This window comes from Catellatospora sp. IY07-71, from assembly GCF_018326265.1.
Lineage (GTDB): Bacteria > Actinomycetota > Actinomycetes > Mycobacteriales > Micromonosporaceae > Catellatospora.
The window spans coordinates 5613960-5627776 of record NZ_AP023360.1; the positions used below are offsets into that span (position 1 = coordinate 5613960).

Annotated in this window: 13 protein-coding genes and 2 pseudogenes; 9 read left to right on the forward strand and 6 right to left on the reverse strand. The window is 73.1% G+C overall.

Annotated elements, in window-relative coordinates:
• Positions 1-143: 143 nt before the first annotated feature.
• Positions 144-1748 carry an ADP-ribosyltransferase domain-containing protein gene (locus CS0771_RS24790; protein WP_212843239.1) on the forward strand — a complete coding sequence of 535 codons (1605 nt, stop codon included), beginning with the start codon at positions 144-146 and terminating at the stop codon, positions 1746-1748.
• Between the two features lie 83 nt (positions 1749-1831).
• Here CS0771_RS24790 and CS0771_RS24795 read toward each other — a convergent pair whose 3' ends face one another.
• From CS0771_RS24795 to CS0771_RS24805, 3 genes are all read right to left on the reverse strand, one after another.
• The gene (locus CS0771_RS24795) at positions 1832-2899 is read right to left on the reverse strand and encodes a hypothetical protein (RefSeq protein WP_212843240.1); all 1068 of its coding nucleotides are present in this window, start codon (positions 2897-2899) and stop codon (positions 1832-1834) included.
• A gap of 114 nt (positions 2900-3013) precedes the next feature.
• Positions 3014-3595, reverse strand: a complete 582-nt coding sequence (locus tag CS0771_RS24800) for a hypothetical protein (RefSeq protein WP_212843241.1) — start codon at positions 3593-3595, stop codon at positions 3014-3016.
• 11 nt (positions 3596-3606) lie between these two features.
• Entirely contained in the window at positions 3607-4203 is a 597-nt protein-coding gene (locus CS0771_RS24805) for a hypothetical protein (protein ID WP_212843242.1), read from the reverse strand.
• Between the two features lie 210 nt (positions 4204-4413).
• Here CS0771_RS24805 and CS0771_RS24810 point away from each other — a divergent pair, with 210 nt between their 5' ends.
• The 3 genes from CS0771_RS24810 to CS0771_RS24820 all read left to right on the forward strand — a co-directional run bounded on the left by CS0771_RS24810 (position 4414) and on the right by CS0771_RS24820 (position 6626).
• Complete coding sequence (locus tag CS0771_RS24810; RefSeq protein ID WP_212843243.1) at positions 4414-4755, forward strand: DUF952 domain-containing protein; 342 nt, start codon at positions 4414-4416, stop codon at positions 4753-4755.
• Positions 4756-4821: 66 nt separating this feature from the next.
• Positions 4822-6024: a S9 family peptidase gene (locus tag CS0771_RS24815; protein ID WP_212843244.1), complete on the forward strand. Its 1203-nt coding sequence runs from the start codon at positions 4822-4824 to the stop codon at positions 6022-6024.
• A 92-nt stretch (positions 6025-6116) separates the two neighbouring features.
• On the forward strand, positions 6117-6626 hold the full coding sequence (locus CS0771_RS24820; protein ID WP_371821465.1) for a general stress protein: 510 nt from the start codon (positions 6117-6119) through the stop codon (positions 6624-6626).
• Positions 6627-6675: 49 nt separating this feature from the next.
• Here the strand turns inward: CS0771_RS24820 and CS0771_RS24825 are convergent, their stop codons facing one another.
• Complete coding sequence (locus tag CS0771_RS24825; protein WP_212843245.1) at positions 6676-7959, reverse strand: VWA domain-containing protein; 1284 nt, start codon at positions 7957-7959, stop codon at positions 6676-6678.
• A gap of 106 nt (positions 7960-8065) precedes the next feature.
• Between CS0771_RS24825 and CS0771_RS24830 the strand changes: the two genes are divergently transcribed.
• The 3 genes and pseudogenes from CS0771_RS24830 (at position 8066) to CS0771_RS24840 (ending at position 9314) form a co-directional block, all read left to right on the forward strand.
• Positions 8066-8281: a DUF2945 domain-containing protein gene (locus tag CS0771_RS24830; RefSeq protein WP_212843246.1), complete on the forward strand. Its 216-nt coding sequence runs from the start codon at positions 8066-8068 to the stop codon at positions 8279-8281.
• Positions 8271-8600 (forward strand): annotated as a pseudogene (locus CS0771_RS24835) (DUF3140 domain-containing protein); the annotation flags it as partial. The gene CS0771_RS24830 and the pseudogene CS0771_RS24835, both read left to right, overlap by 11 nt.
• Positions 8601-8630: 30 nt before the next feature.
• Positions 8631-9314, forward strand: a complete 684-nt coding sequence (locus CS0771_RS24840) for a DUF998 domain-containing protein (RefSeq protein ID WP_212843248.1) — start codon at positions 8631-8633, stop codon at positions 9312-9314.
• Positions 9315-9330: 16 nt separating this feature from the next.
• Here CS0771_RS24840 and CS0771_RS24845 read toward each other — a convergent pair whose 3' ends face one another.
• Together CS0771_RS24845 and CS0771_RS24850 are read right to left on the reverse strand one after the other, a co-directional pair.
• Positions 9331-10470, reverse strand: coding sequence for a lysylphosphatidylglycerol synthase transmembrane domain-containing protein (locus tag CS0771_RS24845; protein ID WP_212843249.1), 1140 nt, complete (start codon positions 10468-10470; stop codon positions 9331-9333).
• A 73-nt stretch (positions 10471-10543) separates the two neighbouring features.
• Positions 10544-11137 carry a TetR/AcrR family transcriptional regulator gene (locus CS0771_RS24850; protein WP_212843250.1) on the reverse strand — a complete coding sequence of 198 codons (594 nt, stop codon included), beginning with the start codon at positions 11135-11137 and terminating at the stop codon, positions 10544-10546.
• 85 nt (positions 11138-11222) lie between these two features.
• On the opposite strand from CS0771_RS24850, the pseudogene CS0771_RS24855 reads away from it, so the two are divergent.
• Both CS0771_RS24855 and CS0771_RS24860 read left to right on the forward strand, forming a co-directional pair.
• Positions 11223-12788: pseudogene (locus tag CS0771_RS24855) on the forward strand (MDR family MFS transporter); the annotation flags it as partial.
• A 499-nt stretch (positions 12789-13287) separates the two neighbouring features.
• On the forward strand, positions 13288-13788 hold the full coding sequence (locus CS0771_RS24860; RefSeq protein WP_244871010.1) for a universal stress protein: 501 nt from the start codon (positions 13288-13290) through the stop codon (positions 13786-13788).
• The last annotated feature ends 29 nt before the right edge of the window (positions 13789-13817 follow it).

Sequence of the window (13817 nt, forward strand, 5' to 3'; positions counted from 1 at the left end):
AGCGGGCAGACCATAACCACACCCGCCGACAATGTTCGGATCGGACGGTCGCCGTCCGCGGAATGTCCGCGCCCGGTGCTACGTTGCCGCCGCCTTGATCCGATCGGCGGTCCCACCCCCGCCCACCCACTCCGGAGCCGACGATGAGCGACACCCCGACGACACCCGACCCGAACGACCCGCTCGGGCTGGCCGCACTGTTCCAGGGCGGCGGTGAGCCGTGGCTGCCGCTGCTCAAGCCGGTCATCGAGGCGCAGCCGGCGGCGCACACCTTCATCGGGCCGGGCCGCAGCTCGAAGGTCGTCCCGGTGCGGGAGCTGACGTTCCAGGCGCTCAAGCCGAACCCGCCGCACAAGTGGAAGGTCGTCGTCTTCGGGCAGAACCCCTACCCGCGGCCGGAGAGCGCCACCGGCATCGCCATGTTCGACAACACCTTCCACAACTGGGACGACAGCCAGTTCGGCAAGGTGATCAGCATCCGCTGCATCATCAAGGCCGCGGCGATGTGGAAGCACGGCATCCCCAAGAAGACGCCGATCGCCGACATCCGCGCGCTGCTGCGCAAGCACGACACCGTGCAGCCGCCCGAGTGGTTCCAGGCCATGCTCACCCAGGGTGTGCTGCTGCTGAACGCCTCCCTCACCGCCAGCAGCGACGGCGCGATGGCCACCGACCAGCACACCGGGTTCTGGAAGCCGACCGTCGAGAAGATCGTCGAGGAGATCCTGAAGGCCAAGCAGGACGCCGACGAGGCCGACCGCGGCGTGGTCTTCGCCTGGTGGGGCGCGCACGCCCGCAACCTGAAGAACGTCGTGGTACGCCTGCAGAAGAAGTACCCCGGCGTCGAGGTCCGCCACATCGACCACCCGAACCCGGCCGCGCAGGGCGACATCTTCTGCGACGGCGACCACTTCGGCCTGGTCAACGCCGCGCTGCGGGCGCTGGGCACCGACGAGATCGACTGGCTGCCCGCCAAGGGCTGGAGTGCTGGGGCGGCGGGCGGCGGCGGGACCGAGCCCGGCACGGCCGACCGGATGGGCGCGTTCATCGCCTCCACCATGGAGCTGCACAAGCTCTACCTGGAGCGGCTGGAGAGCGTCAAGGACGAGGGCCTGGCGCTGCCCGAGATCACCGGCGTGTTCGACACCCCGCTGCTGGACTTCCGCGAGGCCGTCGCACCGGCGGCGAAGGTGCTGTCGGGCCTGGGCTGGCACGTGACGCGCTCGCACGACTTCGGCGTCCAGCACGCGGAGGGGACCGGCCTGTCCGCCGACGAGGCCGCCGCGCTGTACCTCTACACCTGCGAGTCGGCCTTCTACCGGCAGATCAACGCCGCGCTGCGCCACCCGGACCGCACCCGGATCGTGCCGTACCTGCCCTACCTGCGTCTGCTCTTCTCCGCCGTGTCGCAGCTGCCGGCCCGCACCGAGCCGGTCTGGCGCGGCGTACGCCTCGACCTGCGCTCGCAGTACCCGCTTGGGGAGACGGTGACCTGGTGGGGCGTGTCCTCCTGCACGTCGAAGCTCAGCGTGGCCGAGGCGTTCATGGGCCGCAGCGGCAGGCGCACGCTGTTCGAGGTGACCCCGGCGCGGGCGGTCGGCATCCGCCGGTTCTCGGCGTTCACGGGTGAGGAGGAGTTCCTGCTGTCGCCTGGCACCCAGCTCAAGGTCACCGACGTGACCAGCGAGCGCGGCGGCCTGTGCACGGTGAAGCTCACCGAGCTCGCCGACCAGGGCATGGTGCGTTGACCCGGAGCGGGTAGGTGCTGTCGCGGCTGGCAGCTTCGGTGCTTCCTCGGCAACCCGGAAGCTGCCGGCCGATCAGGTCGGTACTACCGCCGACGCTGCCACCAGCGCCGCTTCGCAGGCGGCTCCGGCTCGTCCCCGGCCTGGTCGGCGCGGGCCAGCACCACCGCCGCCAGCGCCCGGTCGTCCGGCGTGCAGCCGGGGGTGACCAGCAGCAACTGGGCCAGCGACTCCTCGATGGTGACCAACCGGGGCGACGCCTCGGCCGCGTCGAGCCGCGCCCGGACCAGCCCGCGCACCTCCGCGCGCAGCTCCGGCTCCCGGTACGCGGCGGTGACGAGCGCGAAGAGGGCCGCGTCGGACACCCAGTCCTCGACGCCGAAGGCCAGGTCCACCAGCACCGTGCGCCGCGTCGAGCCAGCCCATGGCTCGTCCGGGGCATGATGCAGGATGCCCAGGCACACCCACGGCTGCAGCAGCCGGTACCAGTAGGTCGGGGTGGACTTCGCCAGGTGCTGCCAGCGCGGGGTGTCCGGCGGGCCCGGCAGGTGCGCGAGCAGCCCGAGCAGGTCGCCGAGCGGCAGCCCCCCGAACGGCTTGGCCTGCACCCACCCCGACAGCGGGGACGGCCATGGCTCGTCGGCGACCTCGTGCAGCACCCGGATCGCGTCGGCCGAGGGCGCGGGCACGGCGGGCCTGGGAGCGGTGCCGTCATAGCGCCAAACCGCATACCGGGCGGGCGTCCGGACCGGAGTCCGGATGTCGGGCGCCGGGAAGTCGGCGACCTGCACCTCCAGCGGTCCCGCGACGCGCTGGGCGGCTGTCACCGCGCTGGGCGGCTCCGCCGCGGACAGGGCGGCGCCGGTGATCTCGAGCTGCTCGCCCGACGCGCGGCGGCCACCGACCGCGTCCGCCAGGTTGCAGATCGCCTCGGTGGGCATCGGCACCCAGTTGAGCCAGCGCCGTTTCGTGCCGGCCATGGCGAACAGGATCTCGGTTGTCGCGCACGCGTGCGGATCGTCCTCCACCGCAACCAGGTCCGCGACGTCACCCGTCTCGCGGAACCGCAACGCGTGCCGCGCCGCGTCACGATGCCGGAACTCGGGGTCGGCGGCCATCCGCCGCAGCTCGGTGTCAACATCGTCCGCAAACATGGCGCGCAGCCTAACAACCGGGCCGTTCGCGTGGTGTCCCTCGACGCCGTGCACCCGCGGCCCCGCTCGTCAGGCGGAACCACGGGTGCACGGCACCTCAGCGGTGCGCCGGGGTCACGGCTGCAGGCCCGGCCGGGGGAGGTCGGTGCCGGGCGCGAAGCTGTCGTGCCACTTCTGGCCGGGACCGAACGCCGTGCCGGTGGACAGGGCGGCGTACACGTCGCCGGTGCCGCCCAGCGTGAACGTGATGATGTCGTCGCGGCCGGCGCCGTCGAAGTCGCCGGCCAGCGGCAGCTCCTGGTCCACGGCGAAGAAGTCGTGCCACTTGGAGCTGTTCGGCACGAACCGGGAGCCGTCCGAGACCGAGGCGTACACGTCGGCGAGCGTGCCCCGGGTGAAGTCCACCGTGTCGTCGCGCCCGTCGCCGTTGACGTCGGACACGGTGCGCCCGCGCGCCGTGCCGCCCACGACCCCGGAGGCGGGGCCGACGTTGCCGGCCGCGTCGAGCGCGACCACGCGGTAGTACCAGGTCTGCGCTGCGCGCAGCGGGCCGTGCCGGTAGCTGGTGCCGGAGACGGTCGCGCGCAGGTTCGCGGCGGTGACCGGCACATCCGAGCTCTGCGACGCGTACACCCGGTAGGCCGTCGCGCCGACGTCGTCGTTCGGCTCGGACCAGGTCAGGCCGAGCGAGTGCACCCGTGAGCCGCTCAGTTGCAAGCCGGTCGGCGCCGCTGGGGCCGAGCTGTCGGTGAACGGCGTGACCAGGCTGAGCGCCGTGTAGCGGAGGCGCTCCAGGCCGGAGCGCCCGCGGCCGGGGTGAGTGTGACCGTGATCGTGCTCTTCCCGGCGGTCAGCGCCGTGGGCAGGGCGAACTCGTCGGCGAGCCAGCGCTGCGCGCCGTTGCCCAGCGGCTGCAGGTTCGTGTCGACGACGGTCACGCCGTCCAGCTCGATCCGGATCCAGCCGGTCGCGGACACGTCGCCGCTGTCGCGGGTGAACCAGATCGACTGGACCTCGCCCGGTCCCCGGTCCTCGGCGATGACGCACCCGCCGGACTGGCGCAGGCACGAGTACGCCCCGCTGAAGCCGTCGTCGTTGGAGCCGTCCCGGCCGAAGCTGGAGAACTGCCGGGTCTGCGTGCCCGCGGCCAGCAGCGGCAGCTCGTCGAGCCGCCGGTAGACGTCCCAGCCGACGGGACCCCGGTCGGTGGCGGCCGCGACCACCACGGCCGCCGCCGACCGGGCGGAGGCACCCGGCGGTGCCCCGCTCACGGGAGCGGCGACGCCGAACGTCGCCAGCAGCACTCCAGGCCCGTGCCGCGTCGATCAGCGTGAGCCAGCGGCGGCCTGGTGGCGTCACCGGGTCAGCGCCGGTTCGGCTGGTGTCATGATCGGCGTTTCGTGTCAGAAGGTGTGGCCAGACCCGAGCTTTTGACACGAGATGGCGATCTTCGGCATGTGGCCCGCGTGGCGAGGTGGGCGGCGCTCGGCGGGCGGGCCTGGGATAGTGGGCCGGTGGTGATTTACAAGATCCTGCTGCCGTCCGAGTGGGCGGAGTTCCAGGCCAAGGGCGAGTTTGTGGGCTCGGCGCACGACCTGCGCGACGGGTTCGTCCACCTGTCCAGCCGCGACCAGGTGGCCGAGACCGCGCGGCGGGTGTTCTCGGCCGAGCCGGAGCTGATCGTCGCGGCCGTGGACACCGACGCGGTCGCGCCGTGGCTGCGCTGGGAGGAGTCGGCGAGCCGGGGCGCGAGCTTCCCGCACGTGTACGCGCCGCTGCCGCTCAGCGCCGTGGGCGAGGTGTACCACGTGGCGGGTGCGACGGAGATCGACACGGCCCTGCCGCCCGCGGACTGACCGCGCTCGCCCGATTCCGGCACGCGCCGCTGCTCGCTGTGCTGGGGTGGAGTCGGGGGTGGCGCCATGCGGCAGCTGTTCGACGATCCGCTGTTCGAGACGTTCGCCGAGCGGGCGCTGATGACGACGACCCGCGGCGGGGCGGAGTACGGCGAGGTCGCCGCGATCGCCGCGCAGATCGGACCGGGCGACGTCGACGGCTGGCACCGGGCCTGGAGCGGGTACGCCGAGCAGGTGTTCGGGTGGGGCGAGGAGAGCCGGGCGGCCGGGCACCGGGTGAGCGCACGGGAGGCGTACCTGCGCGCCTCCACCTACTTCCGGGCCTCGTTCACGCCGCTGTTCGGCGAGCCGGTGGACCCCCGGCTGACCGCCGCGTTCGCCCGCGAGCAGGAGGCGTTCGGCAGGTTCGCCGCGTTGGCGAGCCGCCCGGTGCAGCCGGTGCGGGTGCCGTACGAGCACACCTCGCTGCCGGGCTATTTCTGCCGGGTCGACGACACGGACCGGGTGCGCCCGACCCTGATCGCGGTCAACGGCTACGACTCCAGCGTGCACGAGATGTACTGGGCGCAGGCGGTCCCGGCCCTGCGCCGGGGATACCACTGCCTGCTGGTCGACGGCCCCGGCCAGGGCGGCGCGCTGATCGAGCAGCAGCTGCGGCTGCGGCCGGACTGGGAGGCGGTGCTGCGCCAGGTCGTGGACTTCGCGCTGGCCCGGCCGGGGGTCGACGGCGACCGGCTCGCGGTGATGGGCTGGAGCCTGGGCGGCTACCTGGCGCCGCGCGGGGCGAGCGGCGAGCCGCGGGTGGCCGCGCTGGTCGCCGACCCCGGCATGTGGGACACCGCCGGCACCGTCAGCCGGATGCTGCCGGAGCCGCTGCGGGACAGGTTCCCCGACGTGGACCCGGCGGAGCTGGAGCCGCTGTTGCAGGAGGCCGTGCAGGATCCGATGACGCGCTGGAAGCTCCAGCAGCGCGGGCTGTGGGTGCACGGCCTGCCGACGCTCGGTGATCTCGTCGTCGACCTGGGCCGCCGTTACCGCCTGTCGGACGTGGCCGACCGGATCGCCTGCCCGACGCTGCTGACGGCGGCCGAGGGCGACCCGCTGGCCGGTGGCACGCGGTCGCTCTATGACGCGCTGACCTGCCCGAAGACGCTCGTCCGGTTCACCGCCGCGGAGGGCGCGCAGGGGCACTGCGAGGGCTGGAACCGCTCGCGCTTCGACCAGCGGGTCTTCGACTGGCTCGACGAGGTGCTGCGGCAGCGGCCGTGACGGCGTACCGGGCGCTTTCCGGCGAATCGGCACGTCGCGGGGACGATCGCGCGATGATCGGGGCGAACATCCATGACGAGCAAGGGGGCGGCATGACCACACCAGGGGATCGGGGACAGAGTGTCCCCATCCAGCCGGTGGACCCGACCCGCGCGATGGTGACCGTCGCGACGTACCCGGAGTACGCCGACGCGCAGCGGGCGATGGATTACCTGTCGGACAACAACTTCCCGGTCGAGCACAGCGCGATCGTCGGCACCAACCTGCGCATGGTCGAGCAGGTGCTGGGCCGCATGACCACGGGCAAGGCCACGCTCTACGGCATCGGCGCCGGGGCCTGGTTCGGCCTGTTCATCGGCCTGCTGTTCGCGATCTTCGTGCCGCGGGCCTGGCTGACCATGATCCTGACCGCGGTGTTGATCGGCGCGATCTGGGGTGCCATCTTCGGCGCCATCGCGCACGCGATGACCCGGGGCAAGCGCGACTTCACGGCCGCGCGGTCACTGCAGGCGAGCGAGTACGGCATCAGCGTCAACGCGCAGTACGCCGAGCAGGCGCAGCAGCTGCTGGCCAGGCTCGGTGCGCAGCCGCTGACCACCTGACCGGACGGGCCGCGGGCCGGGCTCCCTCGGGAGACCCGGCCCGCCCCGGTCACCGGCGCTCGTCGTTCGGCGGCAGCGCCCGGCCCCGGCTGCGCGACTTGTACGACGCGTCCGACGACGAGTACTTCGCGGCGCGCGCGATGCTGCCCTGCTCGGTCTGCTCGGCCAGGTAGGTCAGCGAGGAGACCTCCTCGGCGAGGTCGGCGCGCAGGTGATCGGGCGCGTCCTCCATCGCGTCCAGCACGCTGCGGCGAGCCTTGCGGATCTCGTCGAGCGCCGCGCCGGCCTCGTTGGCGCTCAGGTGCCGGGAGGCGCGCCGCTTGGCCTGCTGGACCTGCAGGTACATCAGCTCGGTGCGGACCGCCGGGTCGGGGATGCGGCCGGCTGCCTGGTCGCCGGGCACCACGTTGACGTGCAGCGGCACGGTCACCGTGTGCTGGGTGAGGCTGGGCAGCTCGACCCAGGTGAACTCGCACGTGGCGACCTCGGCCAGGCCGAGCGCCGGGATCGCCGGGATGTCGAAGGTCAGCAGGATCTTGCGGGTCTCGGCGGCGTAGAAGCTGCCCAGCTCGGCCAGCACCGCGTCGCCCGTGGTGGTGACCGGCAGGTCGTTGACCACCTGCACCCCGCGCACCTGCGGCGCGACCTTGATCAGCAGCGACGCGGCCTGCGCGGTCTGCGCGAGCAGCCCGCCGACCTCGCCCGCGATGAGCGCCCCGGCGGTGTCGGCCTCCTCGGCGAACAGCTCGTTGCCGTTGCCGCCGCGCGCGATCGCCGCGAGCAGCCGCTCGTCGTAGCCGAGGCCGAAGCCCAGCGTCGACGACGTGATGCGCTCCGCGTACGCCTTCGCGGCGACGCCGCCGAGCTGCTCCGGGTCGGTGACCCCGGCGTTGGCGTGCCCGTCGGAGACCAGCAGCACGGTCGCCCCGCCGGCGCCCGCCACCCGTCTGGCCTCCTGGAGCCCGCGCAGGTATCCGGCGGACAGGTCGGTGCCGCCGCGCGCGTGCAGGTCGGCGATCGCGCGCTTGACCGCGAGCTTGTCCTTCAGCGGTCCGGCCGGGACGGTCACCTCGACCTGGTTGTTGAACGCGACCAGCCCGAAGTGGTCCGCCGGGTCCAGCCGGTCGATGAGGCCGAGCAGCGCGGTCTTGGCGCCCTCGATGCGGTCGCCGTGCATGGAGCCGCTGCGGTCGAGCACCACCTGCAACGTGGACGGCGGCCGCGGCCCATCGGCCGCGGGCGCGGGCGGGGCGGTGAGTTCGATGAGCACCGACAGCCGGTCGTCGGTCTCGACGGCGATGACGTCGACGTCCAGGTGCGCGGACAGGTGCAAGGCGATCTCCTTCGGACACGGGTGGGCACGACAGTAGGCAATGGTGTCGACAGGCCCCGACATCCGGACGTTTGCGCAGGTCTCGGCTTGGATACTCACCCGGGTCATGGGTAGGAAGGCGTTCCGCAAGGGCGACAAGGTGACCTGGCGCAGCCATGGGCAGAGCGTGCACGGCGAGGTCGCGGAGAAGATCACCGAACGCACCGAGGAGGCCGGCCGCACCGTCGCCGCGTCGGCCGAAGATCCGCAGTACCACGTCACGAGCGACAAGTCCGGCCGGGACGCGGTGCACAAGCCGGAGGCGCTGCGCCATGAGCGATGAGGAACGGGACCAGACATACCGGGAGTTCGGTGACGCGGTGAACATGACCGCGTCCGAGCTGGAGAAGTGGCTGGACACCGACGAGTCGCGGGCGGTCGGGCAGAAGTCCGGCGGCGGCGAGTCCACCGGGCACGCCTCCGGGCGGCGGATCGTGACGCTGCTGCGCACCCGCAAGGCGGAGCTGTCCGGCGCGGACCTGGCCCACATGCGCAAGGTCGTCGGCTACGTGCACCGGCACCTCGCGCAGCGGCCCGGCGGCTACGTCACCGGCACACCGTGGCGCTATTCGCTGATGAACTGGGGCCACGACCCGCTCAGGTGAGCCCGGGGCCGGTGGGATGATCGAGCCATGCCCTCCACCGCGCTCGCCCGCCCGCTCGCCGCCGCCGGGATCGCTGCCGTCCTGCTCGGCATGCTGGCCGTCGCCGCGCTGCACGTGCTGCCGCCGACCGCGGAGATCAGCCCGGTCCGGCGCACCATCAGCGAGTACGCCCTGCACGAGACCGCCTGGGTGTTCAACCTCGGGGTGCTCGTGCTGGCGCTCGGGTCCCTGGCGGTGTCGGCCGCGCTCGCGTACGCCGGGCAGGTCCGCATCGCCTCCGTCGCGGGCCTGGGCCTGCTGCTGTGGTCGCTGGGGCTGGCGGCGGTGGTCTACTTCCCGAAGCACAACTGGGCCGTGGGCCCGTCGCTGGACGGGCACCTGCACCGCGTCGCCAGCCTGGTCGCGTTCCTGAGCCTGCCGGTCGGCGCGCTGCTGCTCGTGTTCACCCGGCGCCGCGACGCCCGCCGCCGCGCCGACGTGTGGCTGACCGCGCTGCCCGCGCTCGCGGCCCTGGCCATGTTCGGCGTGATCATCGGGGCGTTCCTGCTCCAGCCGTACACCGGCGTCGCCTGGTGGCGGGCCATCCCGCTGGGCGCGGTCGAGCGCGGCCTGGCCGTCTTCGAGGTGCTGACCGTGCTCGCCCTGGGCCGCTGGGCCTGGCGCGCCGCCACCGACGACAGGAAGGGCACCTTCTTAACGGACGTCCGCTAAGAAGGTGCCCTTCCTGTCAGGTCGCGGGTAGCGGGGCGGCGGGTGCCGTGCGGCGCAGGACCGCCCACGTGGTCAGGCCCACCGGGATGATCAGCCAGCAGGACAGCAGGCGGTATCCGATGACGACGGCCGTCGCGGTGGCCTCGTCCGAGCCCGCGGTGGTCAGCGCGGTCAGCAGGCTGGCCTCGATCACGCCGAGGCCGCCGGGGCTGATCGGGATCTGCCGGACCAGCTGGACCACGACGTAGATCGTGCCGAGCTGGAGCAGGTCCAGCGGCAGCCGGAACGCCTGCGCGACGGCGGCCAGGCAGGCCAGGTCGGCGGCCCAGTTCGCTGCGGCGTAGCCGAGCGCGCCGAGGCGGTCGCGGGCCGGGATGGTGGTGCTGACCGCGACCACGTTGGCCAGCTGCTCGCCGAGCCGGGCGAGCCGGTGCCGCAGCCGGGTGACCGGCCTGTCGCCGTCCACCACCGCGCGGGTGCGGTCCGCGACCCTCGCCGCGCAGCTTCCGCTGGTGCGCGTGGCGCCGGTGCGGTGCCGGATCCGCCGCCGGACGGCCAGCGCGGCGATCGAGGTCGCGGTCGCCAGGGTGAGCGCCGCGGCGGCGGGGTGCGTCTGCTCGGCCGCGGCGGGGGAGGACAGCAGCACGATCAGGAAGCCGACCAGGTAGAGCAGGGCCAGCGCGGCGAACGTGGACAGGTTGGACAGCAGCACGACGGCCGTGGCGGAATCGCGGTCGGCGCCCCAGCGCCGGTAGGACTGGTATCCGAACGCGGCCGACAGGGCCGAGCCCGCGGGCAGGCTGCTGGCGATGGCCGAGCGGCTGTAGGTGACGGCCAGCGCGCTGCGCAGGGACACCCTGGTGCCGACGCCGCGCAGCAGCCGGACCTGCTGCCGGGCGAACATGGACAGCGACACCCACTCGGCGGCCAGCGCGATGCCCAGCCAGGTCAGGTCACCGCCGGTGAGCACGGGCCAGATCTCGTCCAGGCCGGGCACGCGGTCGCGGATGGTGAGCAGGGCCAGCAGGATCACCGCGACCGGGAGCAGCCGCCGGAGCCAGCGTTGCCAGCCCGGCCGGGCGCGGGCCGCGGGGGGCTCGTCGTCCGTGCCACTGGGGGTGTCGAGGATGTCCTCGGCCGGCGGGGGCTGGCTCACGTTCTGTGACCATACCGGCCCGGTGATCGTTGTCGAGGGGCTCGTAATGTTGCCCACAGCGCGGCCCGGCCGCCTAGGCGAAGCGCTCGGCGGCGCGGTCCAGCCCGGCGCGGACGGCCTCGCCGAGCGAGACGCCGCCCGGCTGCTCGGCCCACAGGCCGGTGGCGGTGCGCATGGTCACCAGGAACACCGCGGCCATGACCCGGGAGCGCATCGGCTCGTCGCGATGACCGGGATCGCGCGCGGCGATCTCGGCGGCGAGCTCCAGCTCCAGCGCGTTCTGCGCGGCGGTCTGCTGGGCGAGCAGCGCCGGGTGGCGGCGCAGCAGCCGGACCTGGGCCAGCCAGTTCGGGTCCACCTCGCCGATGGCGGCGTGGTGCGCGGCGGTCGCCTCGGTCAGCGCCTGCCAGGGCGGCTCGGTGAGCGGGCGGGCGCGCAGGCGCTCCAGCAGGCGGGTGACCCGCACCCGGTCGCCGTGCAGGAGGGCGTCCTCCTTGTTGGCGAAGTAGTTGGAGAACGTACGGCGGGACACGCCCGCCTCGTCGGCCACGGCGTCGACGGTCACCGCGTCCAGGCCGCGTTCCAGGGCCAGCCGCAGGGTCGCCTCGTGCAGCGCCTGCCGGGTGGCTTCCTTCTTGCGCTCGCGCAGCGTCGTCGTCGCTTCCACGAGCAGGAGACGATACCGGCGATGTGATGCATTGCCCAATGGGCAACTTTGCACACTGCGCAAATTTGGTGTCATGCTGGTCGGCATGAGCGCCACCCCCCACGCCCCACGCCACGCCCGCATGGGCCACCGCGAGATCCTGGAGTCCCTCAGCGGCCTGCTGCTCGTGCTGTTCGTGGCCATGATCAGCTCGACCATCGTGTCGACCGCGCTGCCGCGCATCCTCGGCGAGCTGAACGGCACGCAGACGCAGTACACCTGGGTCGTCACCGCCACCCTGCTCGCCGCGACCGCGACCACCCCCGTGTGGGGCCGCCTGGCCGACATGTTCGACAAGAAGCTGCTGGTCCTCGCCGCGATCACGATCTTCGTGGTGGGCTCGCTGCTCAGCGGCTTCGCACAGGACGCCGGGCAGATCATCGGCGCGCGGGCGGTGCAGGGCGTCGGCGTGGGCGGCCTGCAGGCGCTGGTCCAGATCGTGATCGCGGCGATGATCCCGCCCCGCGAGCGCGGCCGGTACAACGGCTACCTGGGCGGCGTCATGGCCGTGGCGACCCTGGCCGGGCCGCTGCTGGGCGGCCTGATCGTGGACACCTCCTGGCTCGGCTGGCGCTGGTGCTTCTTCGTCGGCGTGCCCATCGCGCTGCTCGCCTTCGGCCTGCTCTGGTTCACCCTCGACCTGCCGCGCACCGCGCGGGTCAAGGGCAAGATCGACTACCTGGGCGCGATCCTCATCGCGGCCGGGGTGAGCACGCTGCTCATCTGGGTCTCGTTCGTCGACAACTCGTTCGGCTGGGTGTCCTGGCAGACCGCGGCGATGGTCGGCGGCTCGCTGGCCCTGCTCGGCCTGGCCGTGCTCGTCGAGCGCCGCGCCGAGCACCCGGTGGTGCCGCTGAACGTGATCAGGCAGCGCATCCCCGCGCTGGCCATCCTCGCCAGCCTCGCCGTCGGCATGGCCATGTTCGGCGGGTCGGTGTTCCTCGGCCAGTACTTCCAGATCGGCCGTGGGTACAGCCCCACCGAGGCGGGCCTGCTGACCATGCCGATGATGCTCGGCGTGCTGCTGTCCTCGACCGTCTCCGGCCGCATGGTCAGCAAGTCCGGCCAGATCAAGCCGTACATCGTCACCGGCACGATCGTGCTGGTCGCGGGCTTCCTCGGGCTCTCCTTCATCGACCACGCCACGCCGCTCACGGCCATCGGCGCGGGCATGCTGCTGGTCGGCGTCGGCGTCGGCATGACCATGCAGAACCTGGTGCTCGCCGTGCAGAACACCGCCGCCATGAAGGACCTGGGCGCGGCCACCGGCTCGGTGACCTTCTTCCGCTCCCTCGGCGGCACGATCGGCGTGTCGGTGCTCGGCGCGGTGCTGGCCAACCGGGTGCAGTCGCTCATCGTCGAGCACCTGGCCGCGGCCGGGCTGCCCGTCTCCGGCGGCAGCGGCGGCGGCTCGCTGAACCTCAGCGCCCTCCCGCCGGTCGCGCAGCAGATCGTGCGTGAGGCGTACGGCGACGCCACCGGCCACATCTTCCTCATCTCCGCAGCCATCGGCGTGGTCGGCGTCATCGCGTCGATCCTGCTCCCGAAGATCACCCTGCGCTCCAGCTTCGACACCGCGGCTGCGGCCACTCCGGCACCGCCCGCTCCGGCGGGTGCTCTGGACGCACCGGTGGGTGAATCTTGTGCACTTAATGCTGCTGGGACAGCACAAACCGCACAAGATCTCCCGGCGGACCCTGCTGCTGACGTCGCCGCGCCGGAAGAGGAGCCCGCGCCGCTGCCGGTCCTCGCCGACGGTGTCGTCCCGGCGCAAGCCCTCGCGGACTCCATCGCCATGACCCCGGCCGCCGATCCTGCGGCGGTCCCGCGGGAGACGGCCGACGCTGTTCCCGCGGCGGCGGCCCGCACGGAGGCCACCCCGGCGGCGCTGATCTTCGCCGAGGTCGCCCGGTCCAAGACGGCCATCGCGGCCGACACCATGACCGTGGTCTCGGACGCTCCGGTCACCGTCGTCGCGAAGGCGCCGGTCACGCTGGTGCTGCACGCGTCGGGTACCGTCCTGGCCCACGCGCCGACCGCGGCGTTCGCCACGCTGGCCGGCGAGCGCGCCGCGGCCGGGAACTGACGGTCACCGAGGCGGAGGCGTACCCGTGGACATTCCGCAGCAGCGCGCCGGGGTCGAGCACTACGGCCCGGCCGCGGCGCGCTGCGAGTTCGAGCGGGGCACCGACGGCCCCCGGCTGATCATGGTGGGCGTGGACGGCAGCCCCACCTCCGAGCGCGCCGCCTCGTACGCGGCCGGCCTGGCCCGCCGCCAGCGCAGCCGGCTCGCCGTGGTGTTCGTGGGGACGACCACGAGCCTGGTCGGCGCGCTCTACGGCCAGGCCGCGGCGGCCGCCGCCGACACCAACGACGAGCTGGCCGAGGTGCTGCGCGCGGCGGCGAAGCAGGGCGCCGAGGAGATGGGCGTGCCGATCACGTTCATCGTCCGGCGCGGTGACCCGTACACCGAACTGCGCGACACCGCCGACCAGCTCAAGGCCGACATGCTCGTGGTCGGCGCCTCGGCCCAGGCCGGCCACCGCTTCATCGGCTCCGTCGCCACCCGCCTCGTCAAGCAGGGCCGCTGGCCCGTGGTCGTGGTCCCCTGAGCCCTGTCCGGCAGAACCCGGCGATATCC

What these genes read in the sequence shown, in the direction of transcription:
- CS0771_RS24790 (WP_212843239.1), top strand. Translation starts at nt 144, where the DNA reads ATGAGCGACACCCCGACGACACCCGACCCGAACGACCCGCTCGGGCTG.
- CS0771_RS24795 (WP_212843240.1), bottom strand. Translation starts at nt 2,899, where the DNA reads ATGTTTGCGGACGATGTTGACACCGAGCTGCGGCGGATGGCCGCCGAC.
- CS0771_RS24815 (WP_212843244.1), top strand. Translation starts at nt 4,822, where the DNA reads ATGCGGCAGCTGTTCGACGATCCGCTGTTCGAGACGTTCGCCGAGCGG.
- CS0771_RS24820 (WP_371821465.1), top strand. Translation starts at nt 6,117, where the DNA reads ATGACCACACCAGGGGATCGGGGACAGAGTGTCCCCATCCAGCCGGTG.
- CS0771_RS24830 (WP_212843246.1), top strand. Translation starts at nt 8,066, where the DNA reads ATGGGTAGGAAGGCGTTCCGCAAGGGCGACAAGGTGACCTGGCGCAGC.
- CS0771_RS24840 (WP_212843248.1), top strand. Translation starts at nt 8,631, where the DNA reads ATGCCCTCCACCGCGCTCGCCCGCCCGCTCGCCGCCGCCGGGATCGCT.